Raw genomic sequence first — 21,388 nt, 5'->3', positions numbered from 1 at the left:
ACGCCCTAGTTGGTTTCGTCCGGCGGGGCGATCGGGAACGGGAGGGGGACGACCGAGATGCCCTCGTCCATCAGTTCCTGCGCGTCCTCGAGCGTGGTTTCGCCGTGGATCTGCTCCACCGCGCGCTCGCCGTAGTGCATCTGGCGTGCATTCTCGGCGAAGCTTTCGCCCACATAGCGCGAGGCCTTGAGCGCCCTGGCCTGCATTTCGGCGAGCTTGTGGATCATCTCCACCGTCTGCTGGGGCAACTCGTGCGAGGAAACCGGGGCCACCGCGACAGGTTCGCCGCCTTCACGCGGCGCGCTCGCGGGTCCACGCTCGGGCGACCTGGCGGCGGGACGGGAGGGTTCGGGCTTCTGGTTGCCCTTGCGCGCGAGACGGGCGGCCTGGGGCGCCTTGGCGACATCACCCGAGCCGCAGAACGGACAGGCGACGAGGCCCCGCTCCTGCTGGCGCGCGAAATCGTCCGAGGACTTGAACCAGCCCTCGAAGCGATGGCCCTCACCGCGGCATTCCAGATCGTAGACAATCATGTGACGCCTATGTGGCGATCACAGAGGGCTTGGCAAGGTCTGCCTGTTGGCAAGGCTGGGGAGTTGGGCGCGCACTTCGGCGATCCGGGCCGGATCGATTTCGGCAAAGCCAAGGCCGGGATGCCCGCCATCGTCCGCCCCGCCCATGTCGAGGCGGATCTCGCCCCAGGGATCGACCACCAGCGAATGCCCATAAGTCGTGCGCCCGTCCGCGTGCTCGCCCACCTGCGCGGCCGAGACCATGTAGGCGCTTGCCTCAACCGCGCGCGCGCATTGCAGGAGGTGCCAGTGGGCACGGCCGGTCGGCACGGTAAAGGCCGCAGGATTGGTGATGAGATCGCACTTCGCCCGGCCCAGCGCCTCGTAAAGCGCGGGAAAGCGGATGTCGTAGCAGATCGCGAGGCCAAGCCTCCCCAGCGGGGTATCGACCGTCACCACCTCGCGGCCCGGCGCGTAGGCGCTTGATTCGCGCCAGCTTTCTCCGGTCGCCAGGTCCACGTCGAACATATGGATCTTGTCGTAGCGTGCGCGCACCGCACCCGTATCGTCGATCACGAAGGCACGGTTGGCAAAGCGCCCGTCCCCGCCCTCACCCGCGTCATCGCCCTGCACGGCGAGCGAGCCCAGGTGCACCCAGATGCCCTCGCGTGCGGCCGCCTCGCGCGCGGCGGCGAGGACCGGGTTCTCGCCCTCGGCCACGACATGCACAGCGCCACGTTTGCGGTCGCGGTCCAGCAGGCCGCACATCTCGGGCGTGAAGAGCATCGCCGCGCCTTCGCGGCGCGCCTCGGCGATGGCGCCGACGATGGCCTCGGCGTTGGCTGCGGGATCGATCCCGCTGGTCATCTGGAAAAGTGCAGCGCGGGGCATCGGGTCAGCCGATCATAGGCCGAGGATGGCGTCGAGCTTGCCCGCGCGCTCGAGCGCGTTGACATCGTCGAAGCCGCCGTAGGCCTTGTCGTCGACGAGGATCTGGGGAACCGTGCGGGCGCCGGGCACGCGCGCCTCCATCTCGTCACGCTTGGGGCCGCCCATGGTGATGTCGTATTCCTCGTAGGCCACGCCCTTCTGGTCGAACAGAGCCTTGGCGGCCACGCAATAGGGGCAGCCCCACTTGGAGTAGATCTCGACCTTGGGCTGGCTCATGCGGGTGTCTCCTGAAATTTTACGAAAGGGCCGTGTGTCAGGCCCTTGATTTGGCGCGGGGCTATCATATCTAATTCCATGTGTCATGGCCCAGCCAAAAGGGGATGACACACCTGACGAAGCGCCGGGCAGCCGGGCTTCACCCACGAAGATTGCTCAGATGAGGATTTTTGTCATGAACCGTATCGATTTTGCGCCCTATCGCCGTTCCATGGTCGGTTTCGACCGTCTTTTCGACATGCTCGAGAACCAGCACCGCGTGAACGCGGGCGACAAGTATCCGCCCTTCAACATCGAACGCCGCGGCGAGGATGCCTACCGCATCACGCTGGCCGTGGCCGGCTTCAAGCCCGAGGACATCGACATCACCGCGCAGGCCAACCTGCTCATCGTCAAGGGCCGCAAGCCCGACGAGGGCGCGGATGGCGACTACCTGCACATGGGCATTGCCCAGCGGGGTTTCGATCGCCGCTTCGAACTCGCCGACTACGTGCGGGTGGACGCGGCGGACCTGGCCGATGGTCTCCTCGTGATCGACCTCGTGCGCGAAGTGCCCGAGGCAATGAAGCCCAAGAAGATCGCCATTGGCGGCAACCAGCTCAAGGTGATCGAGAGCGAGCCCAACAAGGACGCGGATAGCGCCGCGGCCTAAGGCCGTTTCCATTCGATGATGCCATTCAGGGCGGTCCGCACACGCGGGCCGCCCTTTTTCGCGTAGTTACTTGCCGTCCTCATCGTGCCAGGACAGGGGCCGCGCCACGGCCTCCAGCGCCTTGCGCTCGTTGTCGAGCCCGAAGCGCCAGCCCACGAAGGCAGCCAGCAGCATGAGCGCGCTGGCAAGGAGATAGCCGCCCAGCACGTCCGCGCGCGATCCGCTCTCGATGAGGACACCGAAGAGCCAGGGGGCCATGACCCCGCCGATCCCGGTTCCCAGCGCATAGAACACCGCAATGGCCAGCGCGCGCACTTCGAGCGGAAAACTCTCCGCCACGGTCAGATAGGCCGAGGAGGCGGCCGCCGAGGCGAAGAAGAACGTCACGCTCCAGCACAAGGTCTGCGTGGTGGCATCGAGCATCTCGAGCCGGAAGGCGAGCCCCGTCGCGGCAAGCAGAAGCCCCGAGACGCCATAGGTCAGCGCGATCATCGGACGCCGCCCCCAGCTATCGAACAAGGGTCCCAGCAACAGCGGCCCGAGCACGTTGCCCACCGCGAAGGGCAGCACGTACCAGCCCACCCGGTCCGACGGCACGCTGTAGAAGTCGCTCAGGATCAGGGCGTAGGTGAAGAAGATCGCGTTGTAGAGGAAGGCCTGCGCCGCCATCAGAACAAGGCCGAGCGCGGTGCGGCGCGGATACGTGCGAAAGAGCGCCTCCCACACCTCACGCAAGGGCGTGGCCCGGCGGGCCTTGAGACGGGCCTTCGGGGTCTCGCCGTAAAGGGTGTGACCCTGTTCGTGCGTACGCGTCTCAATCTCGCCCACGATGGCCTCGGCCTTGACACCCTGCCCGTGAGTGAGCAACCAGCGCGGGCTTTCCGGAATATGGCGGCGCAGCGCGATCACGATGAGCCCCGTCACCGCCCCGAAGCCGAAGGCAATGCGCCAGCCGACATCGGGCGCAAACAGACGCGGGTCGAGCACCACCACCGAGAGCGCGCCCGCAACGCCAGCCCCCACCCAGTACGAGCCGTTGATGACAAGGTCGGTCCAGCCCCGGCGGCGCGCGGGGATCAGCTCCTGAATGGCCGAATTGATCGCGCTGTACTCCCCCCCGATCCCGGCGCCGGTGAGAAAGCGCATGAGCGCAAAGCTCGGCAGGTCCCAGGTAAAAGCCGTGCCCGCCGTGGCGAGAAGATAGATCAGAAGCGTGAGCGTGAAGAGGCGCTTACGGCCCAGCCGGTCGGTCAGCCAGCCGAAGAACAGCGCGCCCGTGACCGCGCCCGCCAGATACAGGCTGTTGGCCAGCCCGATCTCGCGCGCGGAAAAGGCGAGCACCGGGCTCTCGCGCAAGGCGGGTGCAATCGAGCCGGTCAGCGTGACTTCCAGCCCGTCGAGAATCCAGGTGATGCCCAGCGCGCAGACCACCAGCCAGTGAAAGCGCGACCACGGCAGGCGGTCGAGCCGGGCCGGAACGTCGCTTTCGATCACGCCCTCGGGCCATGCCGTGTCCGCCCCCTGCCCCTCACCTTGATGCCCGGTTGCCATGCCCCCATGCTAGCGAGCGGCGGAGCAAGAGCAAGCTCAGCGACTTAGCGCCGCTTGCGGGGACGAGGCAGGCGCGGAAAACGGTTCGCCAGAAGCACGAAACCCGAAAGCGCGATGGCCGTGCCGCCCAGCGCAAAGACGAACAGCCACCAGCTGTTGATCCGATCACGCAGGGTCCAGTCCATGATGTGCAGGCCCCACACGAAGTCGAAGAAGCGCCAGGTATCGCTGCGCGCAGCCAGGACGGCCCCGCTCGACGCATCGATGTAGAGCCGGGTGCGATCCGGGTCCGCGAACGTCACCTGCCAGGCCGGAAACGGCCCGCCGTACTCGGTCCCGACCGGCGCGCGCACGGGCAAGACGCCCTGTACTCCGGTAGGCGCCCCCTTCCACGCGCCCTGTGCGATCTCGGAAGCCGTGCGGGCGGAAAGCGGGGAAAGTCGGCGACCGGATACCGGATCGTGCAGAGCGGCGGTGCCATCGCGGCGGCGCACTTCGATGACGCTGCGTCCGTTCACCGCGCGCGTCGTGACCGAAACCAGCGCCCCGTCGTTCGCCAGCCACGCGGGCACCGGGGCATCGGCGGGTAGCGTCCGCGACGTGCGCGCGATGACATGCTCGGAACGCACATGTTCAATCTTGAGCCAGGACATGATCGCGCCCGAGCCCATCCACAGGAGGACCTGGATCCCCACACAGACTGCCAGCCATTTGTGAAGGCGACTGCCCAGGATGTGCAGCTTCTGCTTGCGCGAACGCGGTAAAGCCACGTGTTCCCCCCTCTTTGCCAGGCCCACAACGATGAGTGCCCGAACACCCAAGGTTTCGTGAAAAGACGGGAAAGGCAACAGGAAGGTAGGAAGGAAATGATCCAAGGGGCCATCGCCCCTTGACCCCGGAATGGGCAGCGTCGCCTTTCCTAGCCTGCGTGGCGCGCGGGACGTGAGCTGGACAGTTCGGGGAGTCCGAGGGACATTGCCCTCGGCAAATCCTACTTCCGACCCGCCTCTTCCAGCACCTCGGCCAGCGCCACGCGCTGCCCGGTCCGGCTCGCCGTGCGCGCCGCTTCGATCACCGCCTGGACGAGGACGATGTCCTCACCCGACACTGCGACCGGCTTCTCGCCCCGGCACGCGGCGGCGACGTCCTCGTAGAAACGTTCCTGGCACCCACGCGGAAGAGCCGTTTCATGGCGAGCACCTTCGCCATCAAAGCGCACCAGCGGTTCGGGATCGCGGCCCCATTCGGGATCGCCGGGGCGCATGCCCGCAACGGATTGGGCTTCCTGCGGGTCGATGCCGTTCTTGAGAAGCGATCCGCCCGTGCCGTGGACACGGAAGCGAGGCTCGCCGCCCGCCACGCACATTCCGGCATGAAGGATGGCGCGCATCTGCGGGTAGTGGAGCGTGACGTGGGCGTAGTCGTCCGACCGGCCGCCCTCGCGCAGCGCTGCGATATCGGCGCTTACGGCTTCGGGCGCACCGAACAGGCACAGCGCCTGATCGACAAGGTGGGGACCAAGATCGAACCACACGCCCGAGCCTTCGCTGCCGTCCTCGCGCCAGCGCTCGCGCACCTGGGGGCGGAAGCGGTCGAAGTGGGATTCGAAGTGGACGACGCGGCCGATCTGCCCTGCCGCAATGGCCGCCTCGATCGCGAGGAAATCGGCATCACCGCGCCGGTTGTGGAAGGCGGTGACAACGCGGTTTGCCCTCTTTGCGCGCGCGACAAGGTCCTGCGCGCTCGCCAGATCGAGGGTGAAGGGCTTGTCGACGACGACGTGCTTGCCCGCGTCCAGCGCCTGGCCCGCGGCTGCGCATGCGTGGCGCTGGGAGTGGCGATCACGACGAGGTCGATCGCGGGATCGTCCAGCAGATCGGCGATGTCGGGCACCCGTGCGAGGCCGGGCAGAGGCAGCTCGGCCTCGGCCCGGCGGCTCACCACCGCGCGCAGGTCAAGGCCGGTGTAGGCCGCAATGTAGGGTGCGTGAAACACCCGCGCGGCCATGCCGTTTCCGACAAGACCCACGCCAAGGCGCGGCGAAGCGCTCAAACCAGGCGCGAGTGCTGGAGCGCGGCCGCCACGAAGCCCGAGAACAGCGGGTGCGGTTCAAACGGACGCGACTTGAGTTCGGGGTGGAACTGCACGCCCACGAAGAACGGGTGATCGGGACGCTCGACGATTTCGGGCAGCAGGCCATCGGGCGACATGCCCGAGAAGATCAGGCCGTCCTTTTCGAGCGCGTCGCGGTACTTGCCGTTGACCTCGTAGCGGTGGCGGTGGCGCTCGGAAATCTCGGTCGCGCCGCCGTAGATGCTGGAAACCTGGCTGTTTCCGTCCAGCTTGGCGGTGTAGGCGCCAAGGCGCATGGTGCCGCCCAGATCGCCGCCCTCGGCGCGGGTTTCCAGGCCTTCCTTGCCCATCCACTCGGTGATGATGCCCACCACCGGCTCGTCGGTCGGGCCGAACTCGGTCGAACTTGCCGCAGCGATGCCCGCCGCGCGCGCGCCCTCGATGCAGGCCATCTGCATACCCAGGCAAATGCCGAAGAAGGGCACCTTGCGTTCGCGCGCGAAGCGCACCGCCGCGATCTTGCCCTCGGTCCCGCGCTCACCGAAGCCGCCGGGCACGAGAATGCCGTGCATGGGCTCGAGCGCGTGCGCGATCTCGGCATCGGACTGCTCGAAGATTTCCGCGTCGAGCCACTTGATCTTGACCTTGGCCTTGTTGGCCATGCCGCCGTGAACGAGCGCCTCGTTCAGCGACTTGTAGGCATCGGGCAGGCCGACGTACTTGCCCACGACACCGATGGTGACTTCGCCTTCCGGGTTCTGGAAGCGATCGACGATGCCGGTCCAGCGCGACAGTTCCGGCGCGGGCGAATTGAGGCCGAAGTGATGCAGCACCTCGGCGTCGAGACCCTCGGCGTGGTACTGGAGCGGCACCGCGTAGATGTTGGGCGCGTCGAGCGCAGGAATGACGGCTTCGCGGCGCACGTTGCAGAACAGCGCGATCTTGGCGCGCTCGCTCTCGGGCAGTTCGTGCTCGCAGCGGCACAGAAGGATGTCGGGCTGGATGCCAAGGCCGGTCATCTCGCGCACCGAGTGCTGGGTCGGCTTGGTCTTCAGCTCACCCGCCGCCGCAATGTAGGGCACCAGCGTGACGTGCACGAAACAGGTGTTCTCGCGGCCCAGCTCGTTGCGCATCTGGCGCAGCGCCTCGATGAAGGGCAGGCCCTCGATGTCGCCCACGGTGCCGCCGACTTCGCACAGCACGAAGTCGAGGTCCTCGGTGTCGGCCTGCGCGAAGTTCTTGATCGCGTCGGTGACGTGCGGGATGACCTGGACGGTGGCACCGAGGTAGTCGCCGCGGCGCTCCTTGGCGATGATGTCCTGGTAGATGCGGCCCGAGGTGATGTTGTCGCCCTGGTGCGCCGAGACGCCGGTGAAGCGTTCGTAGTGGCCAAGGTCAAGGTCGGCTTCCGCACCGTCGTCGGTCACGAAGACCTCGCCGTGCTGGTACGGGCTCATCGTGCCCGGGTCGACGTTGAGATAGGGGTCGAACTTGCGGATTCGCACTCGGAACCCACGGGCCTGCAGCAACGCGGCCAGGCTGGCGGCCATGAGGCCCTTGCCAAGCGAGGAGACCACGCCGCCGGTGATGAAGATGTGCCGCGCCATGGGAATTGGGCCTTAAATTGCGTGGGGGGTTCAGCGCAAGCGCCAAGAACCCGAATCCACAGGTCAAACTCAATAAAATGCCGCCTGACTGCGCCAGACGGCATTTCGGTTACAATGCTGTTTCGAGACGGCTCCGGACTTTCCGATCCGAACCCGCCTTCGCGAAGCTCTTACTGCTGCGCGGCTCCGGCGAGCGGATCGTCGTTCGCGGGGGCCGCTGCGGCGCCCGCCTCCGATTCGCCACCAGCCGAGCCGGCGAGCGGGTCCGCCGGGGCTTCCTGAGCCGCCGGTTCACCGCCACGCTGCAGCGAGGTATCGATATCGCCGACGCTGTTGGCGTCGACCGCCATCGCGGCAAGAAGAATGCTGAGAACCACGAAGAGACCGGCGAGGATCGAGGTTGCCCGGGTCAGGAAATCGGCCGCGCCGCGCGCCGACATCAGGCCGCCGGGGTTGCCCCCGCCGCCGACGCCAAGGCCACCGCCCTCGGACTTCTGAACCAGGATAACACCGACCAGGGCGGCAGCTACCAGCGCCTGGACGACGGTCAGGAAAACAAACATCAGCTCGATCTCAGCTCTTCTCAACGGGCCTGCAAACAAGATCACAGACCGCAATCACAAGCGGCGCAGATAAGCGCAACGCCCCCCGAACGCAACCCGGCCCGGACACGGGATTCGACATGCAGCGCCGCGCAGACACGACGACCCTGCCGCCCTCACCCGGCCTTGTCCACGCGCGGGCGCGAGCAAGTACCGGAAGATCAGGCGCTTACTTCGTCACCTACGGCTCAGTCGGCGGCCAGCGTGGCGGCCGCGCCAACGATGGAGAGGAAGCTCTCCGCGCTCAGGCTCGCCCCGCCGACGAGCGCACCGCCCACCTCGGGGACCGAAAGCAGCTCGGCGGCGTTCTCGGCCTTGACCGAACCGCCGTAGAGGATGCGCACGCCCGTGCCGCTCTCACCGTAGAGCTCGACCAGCTTGGCGCGGATCGCGCGGTGCATCGCCGCGACATCCTCGACCGAGGGAACGCGGCCCGTGCCGATCGCCCAGATTGGCTCGTAGGCCACGGAAAACTTTTCGGGCGCCTGTTCGCCCTGCGGGCACGAAGCGGCGACCTGGGCCGCGACGACGCTTTCCGCCTCGCCTGCATCGCGCTGCGCTTCGCTTTCGCCCACACACAGGATGACGCCCAGGCCCGCGGCGATGGCCGCGTCCGCCTTGGCCTGCACGTCCGCGTCGCTTTCGCCATGCAGCGTGCGGCGTTCGGAGTGGCCGACGATGGTGAAGTCGGCACCGGCGTCCTTGAGCATCGGGGCGGAGATGTCACCGGTGAAGGCGCCGCTCTCCTGGATGTGGCAGTCCTGGCCACCAACGCCAATGATTTCAGCGGCATCGCGTGTACGGTAGATAAGCGTCGCGGGCGGCGCGACGGCCACCTGAACCCTGGGGAAACGTCCCGCGGCACGGTCGATCGCGCGCACTTCGTTCAGCATCGCGCGCGTGCCGTTCATTTTCCAGTTTCCGACGATGTAAGGCAATCCGGCCATCTTGGTCCCTTGATCAAATCGACGACACACCGAGCGAATCCCGCAGACAGGGGAATCGGAACGCCGTTGTAGCGGGGCGCTGCTAGGCCAGCACTAGCGGATTTGTCAAAGCCGGGGGAGACTTCTCTTTCCACTGCGCCCAATTCGGGACCGCCCAGGAGCCACGACTGCACGCGCCGGAAACGAGCCCCCGGAATATTCGCACGAACGAGCAAGCAAGCCCCTATTCATCAAGGCCGCGCCACCACGGGGCTCTGTCGCACCGCACCCGCGCGTCCGAAACCACAGGAATCGGGCGCAAAGCGATGCGATGCCATTGCAGGACGGCGAAAGCCCCCCTAAAGCCTGCGCCATTTCCCGCCTCCTGCATGAAGGCCCCTGCCCCGGCAGGTGGCCCCGGGCAGGAGCGCTTCACAGACCGCTCAGTCAACGGCCGGACAGGACATGCTCAGCTTCTTCAGATCGTTCATCAAGTCCAAGATCGGCGCGGCCATCGCGCTGGTCGTGCTCGGCGTCATCGCCCTCGCCTTCGCCAGCGGCGACATCGCCGGCATCCAGGGTGCGGGCAACGCAGGCGATGCCAACACCGTGGCCAGCGTCGGCGACGAAACCATCGACGCCAATGAACTGGCACAGGGCGCGAACTCCGCGCTGCGCCGCGTTCAGCAGAACAACCCGCAGGCCTCGATGAGCCAGCTGCTCGCGCAGGGCGGGCTCGACACGATCCTCGACGAGCTGGTCCAGCGCACCGCCTTCTTCGCCTTCGGCAAGGAGCACGGGATCGTCGCCGGGGACCGCCTGGTCGACAGCGAGATCGCGCAGATCGCCGCGTTCCAGGGCGTCGACGGCAAGTTCGACCAGAACACCTTTCGCCAGGCGCTCGCCCAGCAGGGCCTCTCCGAGAAGGCGCTGCGCGAAGACATCGCGCAAGGCCTTGTCGGCCAGCAGCTCGCCAGCCCGGCGCAGTTCGGCGCAAAGATGCCCGCCTACATGGCCAAGCGCTACGCCGCGATGATCGACGAGACCCGCAGCGGCTCGGTCCTGGCCCTGCCCTCGATGCTGTTCGTGCCCGAGGATGAGCCCGACACGAAGACGCTCAAGGCCTTCTACGACGGCCACACCCAGAACTTCATCCGGCCCGAGCGCCGCATGATGCGCTACGCGCAGTTCACCATCGATTCGGTGGCGGCGCCCGCCGCCCCCACCGACGCGCAGATCGAAGCGGCCTACAAGGCCAACGCCGCGCGCTACGCCGCCAAGGATGACCGCCGCATCACCCAGGTGATCGCGCCGACCGAGGACGCGGCCAAGGCCATCGTCACGGCCGTCAAGGGTGGCAAGACGCTCGAAGCGGCCGCCACCGAAAAGGGTCTCTCGGCGGCCAAGCTGGAATTCTTCAGCCGCAAGGACCTCACCGACCAGTTCGCCAAGCCCGTCTCCGATGCGGTCTTCGCCGCCAAGGTGGGCGAGCTTGCCGCTCCCGCCAAGTCGGCGCTGGGCTGGCACGTCGTGCGCGTCGAGGAGGAAAGCACCAAGCCTGCGCGCACCCTCGCGGACGCGCGTGACGAACTCGTTACCGAGCTCGAAGCCGATGCGAAGCGCAAGGCGTTCGCCGCCAAGCTCGAAGGCATCGAGGACCAGTTCGCCGACGGTGCGAGCCTGCCCGAAGTTGCCAAGTCGCTGGGCGTCGAGGTCGAGACCACCGGCCCCGTCACCGCCGATGGCCGCATCTACGGCGAAATCGACAAGAGCGTCGATGAGGGCCTCCAGCCGCTTCTCGCCACCGTCTTCAAGATGCAGCAGGAGCAGCCCCAGCTCACCCAGATGGGCCAGGGCCAGAACTTCGAGGCGAACCGTCCCTTCGTGATCTACGACGTGACCGAGATCACTCCTTCCGCGCCCGCGCCGTTCGACGACATCCAGGACGACGTGAAGTCGGCCTGGGCGCTCGACGCCGGTTCGAAGGCGGCCAAGGCCGCCGCGCTCAAGGTGCGCAAGGCCATGGCCGGGGGCAAGACCATGGCCCAGGCCATGAAGGACCTGGGCAAGCGCCTGCCCCCGATCGAGGAGCTGGGCATGTCGCGCGCGACGCTCAGCCGTGCGCTCCAGGAAGGCCGCCAGGTGCCCCCGCCCGTCTCGCTCATGTTCCACATGACCAAGGACAGCGTGAAGGTGCAGTCGGCCGACGGCGAGCGCGGATGGTTCGTGGTCCAGCTCAAGGACATCAAGGCCGGCAAGGTTCAGTCCGACGAGATGATCGCGCAGGCCCGCCAGGAACTGGGCGCCCAGATGGGCAACGCCTTCGTCACCTCGCTCGGCCATGCCGTCGCCGGGGAAATGAAGGTCGAGAAGAACGCCGCGACCATCAAGGCCGTGCGCGAGCGCCTGGGCGGCACCACCCAGCCCGGCGCCTGATCGCCCCACTACCGTCCCTCGACACACCATCCGATAACGAAACCAGCAGGACCATGACGACACAGCGCCAGACCAGCAGCGATGCCATCCGTACCGACGCCCAGACGCGGCTCTCGAACGGAAAGCCCGCGCTGGTCTGGCGCCGTCTCGTGGCCGACACCCAGACCCCGGTGGGCGCCGCGCTCAAGCTGTTCGAGGACGGCCGCGGCGACTTCCTGCTCGAATCGGTCGAAGGCGGCGCCCAGCGCGGGCGCTACAGCCTGCTCGGCCTCGACCCGGACCTGGTCTTCCGCGCTCAGGGCCACGAGGCCCAGATCAACCGCACCTGGAAGAGCGACACCGAAGCCTTCACCCCTCTTCCGGGCGACAGCCTGGTCGAACTGCGCGCACTGGTCGAAAGCTGCCGCATCGACGTTCCCGCCGAACTCCCACCCGCGCTCGCCTGCGTGGTCGGCTATTTCGGCTACGAGACCATCGGCCTTGTCGAGAAGCTGCCGCGCGCGCCGCAGAGCGAACTCGACGTGCCCGACATGCTCTTCGTGCGCCCCTCGATCCTGCTCGTCTTCGACAGCCTGGGCGATGAGCTCTTCTGCATCGCCCCGCTCTGGCCCGAGAGCGCGGCCGACCCGGCCCGCGCCATCGAGGCCGCCGAGGACCGCATCGCCGAGACCCTGCGCCGCCTCAACGAGCCGGTGCCCGCCAGCCCCGTCCTCACCGACCTTCCCGAGCCGGTCCAGACCCCGGTCCTCAAGCCCGGTGAATACGAGGCGATGGTCACCCGCGCCAAGGACTACATCACGGCGGGCGACATCTTCCAGATCGTGCTCGCGCAGCGCTTCACCTGCGAATTCCCGCTGCCTCCGCTCGCGCTCTACCGCGCGCTGCGCCGCGTGAACCCCTCGCCCTTCCTCTACTTCCTCGACCTGCCCGGCTTCGCCGTCGTCGGCTCGAGCCCGGAGATCCTCGTGCGCGTGCGCAAGGATGAGGACGGCCAGCCGCAGGTCACCATCCGCCCGATCGCGGGCACCCGCCCGCGCGGCAAGACCGAGGCCGAGGACAAGGCCAACGAGATCAGCCTGCTCGACGACCAGAAGGAACGCGCCGAGCACCTCATGCTGCTCGACCTTGGCCGCAACGATGTCGGCCGCGTCTCCACGGCGGGCTCGGTCGAAGTGACCGACAGCTACACCATCGAGCGCTACAGCCACGTCATGCACATCGTCTCGAACGTGGTCGGCACGCTCGACACCAGGACCCACGACGCCATCGACGCGGTCTTTGCCGGTTTCCCGGCGGGCACCGTTTCGGGCGCGCCCAAGGTCCGTGCCTGCCAGATCATCGCCGAGCTGGAGCCGGAAACGCGCGGCGCCTACGCGGGCGGCGTCGGGTACTTCTCGCCCGACGGCTCGCTCGATTCGTGCATTGTCCTGCGCACCGGCGTGCTCAAGGACGGGGTGCTCCACGTCCAGGCTGGCGCAGGCATCGTCGCCGACAGTGACCCGACCTCGGAACAGAACGAGTGCCTCCACAAGTCGGGCGCGCTCTTCGCCGCCGCACGCGAGGCGATCCGCATCGCCGGGGAACCGGGCTTCGGGCAGTGAACCGCGCACGGGCGGCTCTCGCCCCCGCTGCGCTGGCCCTGCTGCTGCTTGGCGCGTGCGCCTCGTCGGACGAACCCGCCGAGGCCCCGCCGCCACCGGCCTGCGAAAGCGCACGCTTCGAGGGCACGGCCTTCGTGCACTGTACGGCCGTCCCCGGACGCCACGCGATCCACACCGTGCTCGCGCCCGAGAACGGCGCACCCTACCGCACGCTGAGCCAGCTCGCCGTCAGCCGACCCGAGGGCAGCGCCCCTGTCGCCTTCGCGATGAATGCGGGCATGTACGACAGCGCAGGTCAGCCCATCGGCTATTACGTCGAGGAGGGCGAGCGCCTCCACGCGCTCAACACCAACGAGGGGCCGGGCAACTTTCACCTGCTGCCCAACGGCGTCTTCTTTGGCGATGCCGAGGGGCACTGGCGGGTGATGACGTCGGACGACTTCGCCGCGAACGTCACGCACCGCCCCGCCTTCGGCACGCAGTCGGGCCCGATGCTGGTAATCGACGGCAAGCTGCACCCGGCCATCGATCCCGACGGCACCTCGCACAAGCTGCGCAACGGCGTGGGCGTCGATGCGACGGGCCGCGCGCACTTCGTGATCGCCGAGGAGCCCGTCTCCTTCGGCAAGCTCGCCCGCTATTTCCGCGACGACCTGCACTGCGCCAACGCGCTCTTCCTCGACGGCTCGGTCTCCTCCTTGTGGGACCCCGAGCATGGCCGCCTCGACACCGGACCCGAGCTTGGCCCCTTGATCGTCGTCGAGAAACGCGCGAAGGCGCAAGACACACAGACGCAAGGCGCACCGGCGCACGGCCAGAAGGCAAACCCATGATCCTCGTCATCGACAATTACGACAGCTTCACCTGGAACCTGGTCCATTACGTCATGGAACTGGGCGCCGAGGTGAAGGTGGTGCGCAACGACAGCCTCACCGTCGAAGAGGCGCTGGCCTCGGGCGCAAAGGGCTTTCTCGTCTCGCCCGGCCCCTGCACCCCGAACGAGGCGGGCATCAGCCTCGACCTCGTCGGCGCGGCGGCCGAGAAGGGCCTGCCGCTCCTGGGCGTGTGCCTGGGCCACCAGTCGATCGGCCAGTTCTTTGGCGGCAAGGTCGTGCGCGGCGGTCTGATGCACGGCAAGACCTCGACCATGACGCACGATGGCACCGGCGTCTTTGCGGGGCTCCCCTCGCCCTTCATGGCGACGCGCTACCACTCGCTGATCGTCGAGGACATTCCCGCCTGCCTCAAGGTCAACTGCCGCTCCGAGGACGGCCACGTCATGGGCTTCGCGCACGAAAGCCTGCCCATCCACGGCGTGCAGTTCCACCCCGAATCCATTGCGACCGAGCACGGCCACGCCATGCTCGCAAACTTCCTCGCGATCTGCGGGATTGAGGCGAAGCTTCCCGAAAGGTTGAGCGCGTGAGCGCCCTCACCCAGCTTCCCGATACCGCCAGGGCCATTGCCGAGGACGAGGCGCACGAGGCCTTCGGCGCAATCCTCGACGGCAAGGTCGACGATGAGGTGGTCAAGGACTTCCTCGTCGCCCTGTCCGAACGCGGCGAGACGGCGAGCGAGATCGCGGGCGCGGCGCGCGCCATGCGCGAACGCATGATTCCCATCGACGCGCCCGAAAACGCCATCGATGTGTGCGGGACGGGCGGCGACGGGCACCACACGCTCAACGTCTCGACCGCGGTCAGCCTGGTCGTCGCGGCCTGCGACGTGCCGGTCGCCAAGCACGGCAACCGCGCGGCCAGCTCCAAGGCGGGCGCGGCCGACACCCTGGAGGCGCTCGGCATCGACCTCGACCGCGCCGCCGAGACCGCCGAGGACACCCTCCGGGACATCGGCATCGGCTTTCTCTTTGCGGCCAAGCACCACCCCGCGATGGGCCGCATCATGCCGATCCGCAAGGCCATCGCGCGCCGCACGATCTTCAACCTGATGGGCCCGCTTGCCAACCCGGCCAACGTCTCGCGCCAGCTGGTCGGCATCGCCCGTCCGGCCTATGTCCCCATTTACGCCGAGGCGCTGGCCCGGCTCGGCACGGTCCACTCAATGGTCGTCTCGGGCGACGAGGGCCTCGACGAGCTCAGCCTCGCAGGTGGCAACGAAGTCGCCGACGTTGCGGGCCGCGACGTCGCGATGAAGCGCGTGACCGCCGCCGAGCTTGGCCTGTCGAGCGCCCCGGTCGAGGCCATCCGCGGCGGAGACCCGGCCTTCAACGCGCAGGCCCTCCGGAACCTGCTCCAGGGTGAACCCGGCGCCTACCGCGACGCCGTGCTGCTCAACGCAGCTGGCGCGCTGATGGTCGCGGGCGAAGTCGAGAGCTGGACCGAAGGCGTCGAGGAAGCCGCCGAGGCCATCGACAAGGGCCTTGCCAACGCCCTCCTCAACTGCTGGATCGCCGCGACCAAACCGCGCGGCTGACAACAGGGAATCTCATGTCCGACAAGCTGACCGAAATCTGCGAGACCAAGCGCGGCGAAGTGACCGTGCGCAAGACCCTCTCGACGCTGGACGAACTCGACGCGCAGGCCTCCTTCCAGAGCGCGCCGCGCGGCTTCGAGGCGGCGCTGCGTACCAAGGCCCAAGGTGGCTTCGCGCTCATCGCCGAGATCAAGAAGGCAAGCCCTTCCAAGGGTCTCATCCGCCCCGACTTCCGGCCCGCCGAACACGCGAAGGCCTATGAAGCGGGCGGCGCGGCCTGCCTCTCGATCCTTACCGACGCGCCCTACTTCCAGGGGCATGAGGATTTCCTTGTCGAGGCCCGCGCCGCGGTTTCGCTGCCGGTGATCCGCAAGGACTTCATGATCGACCCCTGGCAGGTCGCCGAAGCCCGCGCGATCGGGGCCGACGCGATCCTCATCATCGTCGCCGCGCTGGACGATACGCAGATGGCCGAGATCGAGGCCGCCGCGCACGAACGCGGCATGGACTGCCTTGTCGAAGTTCACAACGAAGTCGAGATGGAACGTGCAAGTCGTTTGAAATCAAGGCTTATTGGCGTCAACAACCGCGACCTCAAGCGCTTTGTCACCGACATCGGCATCACCGAGCGGCTCGCCCCGCTTGCGCCCGAGGGCGCGCTCCTGGTCAGCGAGAGCGGCATCAACCGGCACGAGGACCTCGTGCGCCTGTCGGCCTGCGGCGCGCGCACCTTCCTGGTCGGCGAAAGCCTGATGCGCGAGGCCGACGTCGAGGTCGCCACCCGGCGCCTCCTGACCGGCGCCTGAAGAGCGCGAAAAGGGGCTGTCCTACACCGCCGCGATCTGCGAGGATCTCACGCAATGACGCCCCTTCGCGCCTCCTTCCCGACCCTTGCCGAGATGCCGCAGGAAGGGGGCCGGACAGTTGGCCCCCTAGACTGTGTCAACTGTGTCAACCTCATGTCCCCTCCCTGTCATTTCCCCTTGCGCCAAGGACCCCTCTCGTGAGCTCATCGCTTAGCCATATCGACACGGACGGCACCGCGCGCATGGTCGATGTCGGCGCCAAGGCCGAAACCCGCCGCCTCGCGGTGGCCAGCGGCACGATCACCATGACCCGCGAGGCGCTCGACGCCGTGCGCGCCGGCGATGCCCCCAAGGGCGACGTGCTGGGAACGGCGCGCATCGCAGGCATCCTCGCGGCCAAGAAGACCGCCGATCTCATCCCGATGTGCCACCCCCTCCCCCTCGATGCGGTGAACCTCGATTTCACCTTCGAGAAAGAGGACGAGTTCACCGGCTCCATCCGCGCCACCGCGACCGCCTCGATCACCGGCAAGACCGGCATCGAGATGGAGGCGATCACCGCCGTCTCGATCGCGCTTGTCACGATCTACGACATGGCCAAGGCGCTCGATAAGGGCATGGTCATCTCGGATATCCGCCTCGTCGAGAAGCAGGGCGGCAAGTCGGGCCACTGGAAGGCGCAAGGGTGGGTATGAGCACCGCGCCTTCTCCCGACACGCCCGTCATGACGCCCCCGATCCCGCTCGAAGAGGCACAGCGCCGCCTCCTTGCTCTCGCCGATCCGATGCGCCGCGAGCATGTCGACATGACAGGCGCCATCGGCCGCTATCTTGCAGAACCGCTGCTCGCCCGCCGCACCCAGCCCGCCGGGCACCTTTCCGCGATGGACGGCTACGCGGTCACCGATGGCGATCTTGCCGGCCCCTGGACCATCGTGGGCGAAAGCGCCGCCGGGCACCCCTTCACCGGCACCATGGCGCGCGGTGACGCGGTGCGCATCTCGACCGGCGCGCTGCTGCCTTGCGACGCCGCCGCCGTGATCGTGCAGGAAGATCTCACGCGCAGCGACGATGCACTCGCGCTCACCGGCTCAGGCCCCAGCCCGCAGGATCGCCACGTGCGCCGCCTCGGCTCGGACTTCGTGACCGGAAAGGAAGTCCTTCCCGCCGGAACCCGCATCGGCCCTGCGCAGATCGCGCTCGCCGTCTCGGCCGGGCACAGGCACCTGCCCGTCTTCCGCGCCCCCGAAGTCGCGATCATCGACAGCGGCGATGAGCTCTCCTCCGACCCGGAGAACTGCGCCACGCACCAGATTCCGGCGAGCAATGGCGCCATGCTGGAGGCAATGGTCGCCGGGCTCGCAGTCCAGACACGCCGCATCGGCCCGGTCGGAGATACGCTCGACGCGCTGCTCGGCGCCTTCGACGAGGCCGCCCATGCCGACGTCATCGTCACCAGCGGCGGCGCGTCCGTTGGCGACCACGACCTCATCCGCCCCGCGCTCGAAGCCTGGGGCGCGAAGCTCGACTTCTGGCGCATCGCGATCAAGCCCGGCAAGCCGCTCCTCGTCGCCACCCGCCCCCGCTCCCAGCGCCGCCAGATCATCATCGGGCTGCCCGGAAATCCGGTCTCCGCGCTCGTTACGGGGTACCACTTCCTGCTCCCGCTGCTGCGCCGTCTGATGGGCGCGATCGACCCCACGCCCATGGCCGTGACCACCCGGCTCGAGGGCGACCTTCCCGCAACAGGTGCGCGCCGCGAGTTCCTGCGCGGGACGTGGGACGGAGAATGCGTGCGGGCCGTGCGCGTTCAGGACAGCGGCGCCCTGGGGGCGTTGGCGGGGAGCAATGTCCTTATCGACCGTCCTGCGAACGGACCGGAAACACCGTCTGGCGCAAACGTGCGCATCTACATACTCCAGAATGGCGGTATCGCTTGACGTGGGAAATTCTGTTGCTTAATTGTTCTCAAAATGTTCACAAGTGGAACATCAAGAAGAACAGCTGATGCGCGGGAAGCCGAATTTCCGTGTGCGGCACGCGCAGGAAAGAGGCAGCGAACATGTTGACCCGCAAGCAGCACGAATTGCTCCGGTTCATCCAGACCCGGCTTGACGAAACCGGCATTTCGCCCAGCTTCGAAGAAATGAAGGACGCGCTGGACCTCAAGTCCAAGTCGGGCGTGCACCGACTGATCTCCGCGCTCGAGGAACGCGGCTTCATTCGCCGCCTGCCCAACCGCGCCCGCGCGCTCGAAGTGCTGCGCCGCGCCGACGAAGGTGGCCAGGCGGCCCCTGCTGCCGGATCGAATGTCATTCCTTTCACCAAGCCCGAGGCCGCGGCTCCCGCATCGGCGCCCGATGTGATCGAGATCCCCTTGCACGGACGCATCGCCGCGGGCGTCCCGATCGAAGCGCTGGAGGACCAGGCGATCCTGCCCGTTCCCGCCGCGCTTCTGGGCGCGGGTGAACACTATGCGCTGGAGGTCTCAGGCGATTCGATGATCGAAGCGGGCATTCTCGACGGCGACTTCGCCCTCGTGAAGCGCACCGAAATCGCCAACGATGGCGAAATCGTGGTCGCTCTCGTGCGCGGCGAGGAAGCGACGCTCAAGTACCTGCGCCGTGAAAACGGCATGATCCGTCTCGACCCGGCCAACGCGGCCTATGAACCGCAGATCTATGCGGCCGACGAGATCAAGGTGCAGGGCAAGCTCGCAGGCCTCCTGCGTCGCTACTTCCACTGAGCCAACCGGATCGCAGCGCCACGCGCGCTAACGATCCGGAGACGACGGTGATGGCATGGGCGGGATGAGGTCCTGCAGGGACATCTGTCCTTTCCGTCCACGCCACCATCCATGCCTGCCCTGCCCCTGCGCGACATTGCGCACCGCGCCGCGCGACAGATCAACGCTCAGGCCTCCTGTCTGGCTGAGCGTCCCCCGGTCAGCCTTGAACCAGCGCGGCCGGCATGCCCGCGGCAGCCAGCGATCCGAAATCACGATGTCAGCCCGGTCACAGGCGGCGGCCAGTTCTCTTTCGGGTACGATGTCCCGGCTCCTCGACAACAACACGGTCGCTGCACGCTCCCGCATCTGCAAGGTGATCGAACAGAAATCGGCGTTACAGCGCGCGCCCGGATGATCGGGGAGGTAGATCGCCTCCCCGCGCAGCCCCGCATTCTCCTGGAAATTGTCACGCACATAGTCACTGCGCGTGTCGCGCAGCAGCAGCAGCCTTGGCGCATCACGCCCGGCCGTCCGCTCCACAACGCCTACGTTGCGGCCATCCCCGGCGATCAGCAGATCAGGCGGTGCCTGATTATAGAGGACAAGAGAGCCCACGACGCAGGGGAGAGCGCCCAGTAGACGCGCCTTTCCGACCAAAAGGGCCAGCCAGAATCCTCCGGCAAGGAACAACGTGAAGGCCACCTCGCCCATGCCCGGCACCAGCGTCACCGCCCCCGGCTGCGCCGAGACCCAATGCGCCAGTCCCAGCACCGCATTGATGGTCCATCCCACGACGGCCCAGAGCGGCGCACCAAGGGACACGATATCGGCCGCCAGGGCCAGAACCACTCCGGGCATGATCACAAAGGTCGTCAACGGAATTGCGACGAGATTGGCCAAGGAGCCGTAGAGACCGGCCTTGTGAAAGTGGAACAACGCAATCGGCATCAGGGCGAGCTCGATCACCAGCCCGGTCAGCATGAGCATGCCGAACCAGCGCACGCCGCGCATCCAGGCAGGTTCCTCGCGCGGACCGAGGAAATTGCGCACGGGCGCAGAGGTCGACAAGGCCACGATGGCAAGGACAGCGGCAAAGCTCATCTGGAAGCTGGGTCCCACCACAGCTTCAGGCCATAGAAGCATGACGGCGAATGCCGCCACTGCCAGAATTCGCAAGGACAGTGCCTCGCGCCCCAGTGCCAGGGCACCAAGCACGAGCAGCGCCGCGATACACGAACGAACCGTCGGCACCTGCGCGCCGGTCAGCAGCGTATAGCCAATCCCCCCCAGCGCTGCGAGCCCGGAGGCCAATACCGGCAACCGTACTCGCAGTGCCAAGGCGGGCCACAAGGCGAGCGTGCGCACAGACAGGAAATAGATCAGACCAATTACGGCCGTCACGTGGAGCCCGCTTATGGCCAACAGATGCGCGAGGCCGGAATCGCGCATGGCCTGCGCATCGTCGGCCGTGATGCCGCCCCGATCTCCGGTCACGAGCGCCACCGCAATGCCATTCGCCCGCTCATCAACCTGCTCACGAACATGGCCAGCCAGTCCCCGGCGTATTCGGGCCAAAGACGCTTCCCCTCCTTCCGCTGGCTCCAGGACGGTGACGGGCTTCAGGATCGTTCCCGAACCGGCAAGTCCGGCAAACCAGGCCGTTCTTGCAAAATTATAACCACCCGGGAGCAGCGGCGCTGCCGGCGGCATGATCCGCGCCTCAAACTGGATGAGACTGCCCTCGCTGATCTGCGCCGGTCGAACAGATTCGCCCTCGGACAGCTCATCCGGCAGGTTGAGCCGGATCTTGAGAGCACGCCCGCTTGCCTGGTCGCGCGTGGCGACCACCAACCGGCGGCGCGATTGGGCCGATTGCGGCTCCACCGCGAGCACCCTCCCCGTGAATGCTCCATACAAAGGCCGCTCGATGGGAGGTGTTCCCACCATCATGGAGCGGCCCCAGATCAGGACGCAGCCCGCCGCCACCATCAGGGGCACCCAAAAAAAAGCTTGCGAGACAGTTTGAAACGCACCACATCGCCGCCAGCAAACTCGGGTCGCCAAGCTTGCTGCACAGCACAACGCAATGAGGCCTGCCCATTGGGACGGCTTCGGAAGCGCAAACCATGCCGCGATGCCGGTCCCGAAAGCCACGGAAAGCCACGGGACAGGATCACGACACGATTGCGAAAGAAATCCTTCGATTGCCGCCAAAGCACTCGACAAGTTGCGTTCGCTGTTCCATTGCCGACCCCGCAATGCAGCGTCTCCGGACATGATGTCCGGGCCCACAAT

Annotated in this window: 20 protein-coding genes and 1 pseudogene; 10 read left to right on the top strand and 11 right to left on the bottom strand. The window is 67.2% G+C overall.

From position 1 onward, the window contains the following. Positions 1–5: 5 nt before the first annotated feature. The 3 genes from MBENS4_RS17755 to grxC are packed head-to-tail and all read right to left on the bottom strand — an operon-like array spanning position 6 to position 1,679. A complete protein-coding gene (locus MBENS4_RS17755; RefSeq protein WP_039393307.1) occupies positions 6–533 on the bottom strand; it encodes a DUF1178 family protein in 528 nt (175 codons plus the stop codon). A gap of 18 nt (positions 534–551) precedes the next feature. Next, positions 552–1,403 carry a carbon-nitrogen hydrolase family protein gene (locus MBENS4_RS17750; protein ID WP_039393306.1) on the bottom strand — a complete coding sequence of 284 codons (852 nt, stop codon included), beginning with the start codon at positions 1,401–1,403 and terminating at the stop codon, positions 552–554. Between the two features lie 12 nt (positions 1,404–1,415). Further along, positions 1,416–1,679, bottom strand: coding sequence for a glutaredoxin 3 (gene grxC, locus MBENS4_RS17745; RefSeq protein ID WP_039393304.1), 264 nt, complete (start codon positions 1,677–1,679; stop codon positions 1,416–1,418). A gap of 175 nt (positions 1,680–1,854) precedes the next feature. Between grxC and MBENS4_RS17740 the strand changes: the two genes are divergently transcribed. After that, positions 1,855–2,331 carry an Hsp20 family protein gene (locus MBENS4_RS17740; RefSeq protein ID WP_039393302.1) on the top strand — a complete coding sequence of 159 codons (477 nt, stop codon included), beginning with the start codon at positions 1,855–1,857 and terminating at the stop codon, positions 2,329–2,331. 66 nt (positions 2,332–2,397) lie between these two features. Here MBENS4_RS17740 and MBENS4_RS17735 read toward each other — a convergent pair whose 3' ends face one another. The 7 genes and pseudogenes from MBENS4_RS17735 to tpiA form a co-directional block, all read right to left on the bottom strand. Then, complete coding sequence (locus MBENS4_RS17735) at positions 2,398–3,882, bottom strand: MFS transporter (RefSeq protein WP_052322497.1); 1,485 nt, start codon at positions 3,880–3,882, stop codon at positions 2,398–2,400. Between the two features lie 44 nt (positions 3,883–3,926). Continuing rightward, entirely contained in the window at positions 3,927–4,652 is a 726-nt protein-coding gene (locus MBENS4_RS17730) for a PepSY domain-containing protein (RefSeq protein ID WP_199904430.1), read from the bottom strand. A gap of 221 nt (positions 4,653–4,873) precedes the next feature. After that, on the bottom strand, positions 4,874–5,680 hold the full coding sequence (locus tag MBENS4_RS26845; protein WP_255352692.1) for a Gfo/Idh/MocA family oxidoreductase: 807 nt from the start codon (positions 5,678–5,680) through the stop codon (positions 4,874–4,876). A 74-nt stretch (positions 5,681–5,754) separates the two neighbouring features. Then, positions 5,755–5,889, bottom strand: a pseudogene (locus MBENS4_RS27240) (oxidoreductase); the annotation flags it as partial. Positions 5,890–5,930: 41 nt separating this feature from the next. Next, entirely contained in the window at positions 5,931–7,562 is a 1,632-nt protein-coding gene (locus tag MBENS4_RS17720) for a CTP synthase (protein ID WP_039393299.1), read from the bottom strand. A 170-nt stretch (positions 7,563–7,732) separates the two neighbouring features. Beyond that, on the bottom strand, positions 7,733–8,125 hold the full coding sequence (gene secG / locus MBENS4_RS17715; RefSeq protein ID WP_039393296.1) for a preprotein translocase subunit SecG: 393 nt from the start codon (positions 8,123–8,125) through the stop codon (positions 7,733–7,735). 227 nt (positions 8,126–8,352) lie between these two features. Further along, a complete protein-coding gene (tpiA, locus tag MBENS4_RS17710; protein ID WP_039393293.1) occupies positions 8,353–9,111 on the bottom strand; it encodes a triose-phosphate isomerase in 759 nt (252 codons plus the stop codon). Between the two features lie 444 nt (positions 9,112–9,555). On the opposite strand from tpiA, the gene MBENS4_RS17705 reads away from it, so the two are divergent. From MBENS4_RS17705 to lexA, 9 genes are all read left to right on the top strand, one after another. Then, complete coding sequence (locus tag MBENS4_RS17705; protein WP_039393290.1) at positions 9,556–11,526, top strand: peptidylprolyl isomerase; 1,971 nt, start codon at positions 9,556–9,558, stop codon at positions 11,524–11,526. Positions 11,527–11,579: 53 nt separating this feature from the next. Then, positions 11,580–13,127 (top strand): anthranilate synthase component I, encoded by a 1,548-nt coding sequence (trpE, locus tag MBENS4_RS17700; protein ID WP_039393287.1) that lies wholly within the window; start codon positions 11,580–11,582, stop codon positions 13,125–13,127. Beyond that, positions 13,124–13,960, top strand: a complete 837-nt coding sequence (locus tag MBENS4_RS17695; RefSeq protein WP_052322496.1) for a phosphodiester glycosidase family protein — start codon at positions 13,124–13,126, stop codon at positions 13,958–13,960. Before trpE ends, MBENS4_RS17695 begins: the two co-directional genes overlap by 4 nt. Next, the gene (locus MBENS4_RS17690) at positions 13,957–14,553 is read left to right on the top strand and encodes an anthranilate synthase component II (protein WP_039393284.1); all 597 of its coding nucleotides are present in this window, start codon (positions 13,957–13,959) and stop codon (positions 14,551–14,553) included. The genes MBENS4_RS17695 and MBENS4_RS17690 overlap by 4 nt, the downstream gene beginning before the upstream one ends. After that, complete coding sequence (trpD, locus tag MBENS4_RS17685) at positions 14,550–15,560, top strand: anthranilate phosphoribosyltransferase (RefSeq protein ID WP_039393281.1); 1,011 nt, start codon at positions 14,550–14,552, stop codon at positions 15,558–15,560. Before MBENS4_RS17690 ends, trpD begins: the two co-directional genes overlap by 4 nt. A gap of 14 nt (positions 15,561–15,574) precedes the next feature. Next, positions 15,575–16,366, top strand: coding sequence for an indole-3-glycerol phosphate synthase TrpC (gene trpC / locus MBENS4_RS17680; RefSeq protein ID WP_039393278.1), 792 nt, complete (start codon positions 15,575–15,577; stop codon positions 16,364–16,366). A gap of 197 nt (positions 16,367–16,563) precedes the next feature. Further along, positions 16,564–17,061 (top strand): cyclic pyranopterin monophosphate synthase MoaC, encoded by a 498-nt coding sequence (gene moaC / locus MBENS4_RS17675; RefSeq protein ID WP_039393276.1) that lies wholly within the window; start codon positions 16,564–16,566, stop codon positions 17,059–17,061. After that, the gene (locus MBENS4_RS17670) at positions 17,058–18,305 is read left to right on the top strand and encodes a molybdopterin molybdotransferase MoeA (RefSeq protein WP_242404998.1); all 1,248 of its coding nucleotides are present in this window, start codon (positions 17,058–17,060) and stop codon (positions 18,303–18,305) included. The genes moaC and MBENS4_RS17670 overlap by 4 nt, the downstream gene beginning before the upstream one ends. Before the next feature lie 122 nt (positions 18,306–18,427). Next, positions 18,428–19,111, top strand: coding sequence for a transcriptional repressor LexA (lexA, locus tag MBENS4_RS17665; protein WP_039393273.1), 684 nt, complete (start codon positions 18,428–18,430; stop codon positions 19,109–19,111). Positions 19,112–19,138: 27 nt separating this feature from the next. Here the strand turns inward: lexA and MBENS4_RS17660 are convergent, their stop codons facing one another. Next, positions 19,139–21,370, bottom strand: a complete 2,232-nt coding sequence (locus tag MBENS4_RS17660) for a ComEC/Rec2 family competence protein (RefSeq protein ID WP_242405059.1) — start codon at positions 21,368–21,370, stop codon at positions 19,139–19,141. Positions 21,371–21,388 lie beyond the last annotated feature (18 nt).

The sequence above is a fragment of the Novosphingobium sp. MBES04 genome, from assembly GCF_000813185.1.
In the GTDB taxonomy this organism is placed as follows: Bacteria; Pseudomonadota; Alphaproteobacteria; order Sphingomonadales; family Sphingomonadaceae; genus Novosphingobium; species Novosphingobium decolorationis.
Note: the sequence above shows the minus strand (reverse complement) of the source record. Positions and strands in the feature narration are given on the sequence as shown.

Coding starts and splice junctions, on each gene's coding strand:
- MBENS4_RS17705 (WP_039393290.1), top strand. CDS start 9,556: ATGCTCAGCTTCTTCAGATCGTTCATCAAGTCCAAGATCGGCGCGGCC.
- MBENS4_RS17740 (WP_039393302.1), top strand. CDS start 1,855: ATGAACCGTATCGATTTTGCGCCCTATCGCCGTTCCATGGTCGGTTTC.
- grxC (WP_039393304.1), bottom strand. CDS start 1,679: ATGAGCCAGCCCAAGGTCGAGATCTACTCCAAGTGGGGCTGCCCCTAT.
- trpE (WP_039393287.1), top strand. CDS start 11,580: ATGACGACACAGCGCCAGACCAGCAGCGATGCCATCCGTACCGACGCC.
- MBENS4_RS17690 (WP_039393284.1), top strand. CDS start 13,957: ATGATCCTCGTCATCGACAATTACGACAGCTTCACCTGGAACCTGGTC.
- MBENS4_RS17755 (WP_039393307.1), bottom strand. CDS start 533: ATGATTGTCTACGATCTGGAATGCCGCGGTGAGGGCCATCGCTTCGAG.
- trpC (WP_039393278.1), top strand. CDS start 15,575: ATGTCCGACAAGCTGACCGAAATCTGCGAGACCAAGCGCGGCGAAGTG.
- secG (WP_039393296.1), bottom strand. CDS start 8,125: ATGTTTGTTTTCCTGACCGTCGTCCAGGCGCTGGTAGCTGCCGCCCTG.
- MBENS4_RS17750 (WP_039393306.1), bottom strand. CDS start 1,403: ATGCCCCGCGCTGCACTTTTCCAGATGACCAGCGGGATCGATCCCGCA.
- tpiA (WP_039393293.1), bottom strand. CDS start 9,111: ATGGCCGGATTGCCTTACATCGTCGGAAACTGGAAAATGAACGGCACG.
- MBENS4_RS17720 (WP_039393299.1), bottom strand. CDS start 7,562: ATGGCGCGGCACATCTTCATCACCGGCGGCGTGGTCTCCTCGCTTGGC.
- MBENS4_RS17670 (WP_242404998.1), top strand. CDS start 17,058: ATGAGCACCGCGCCTTCTCCCGACACGCCCGTCATGACGCCCCCGATC.
- MBENS4_RS17735 (WP_052322497.1), bottom strand. CDS start 3,882: ATGGCAACCGGGCATCAAGGTGAGGGGCAGGGGGCGGACACGGCATGG.
- MBENS4_RS17660 (WP_242405059.1), bottom strand. CDS start 21,370: ATGTCCGGAGACGCTGCATTGCGGGGTCGGCAATGGAACAGCGAACGC.
- lexA (WP_039393273.1), top strand. CDS start 18,428: ATGTTGACCCGCAAGCAGCACGAATTGCTCCGGTTCATCCAGACCCGG.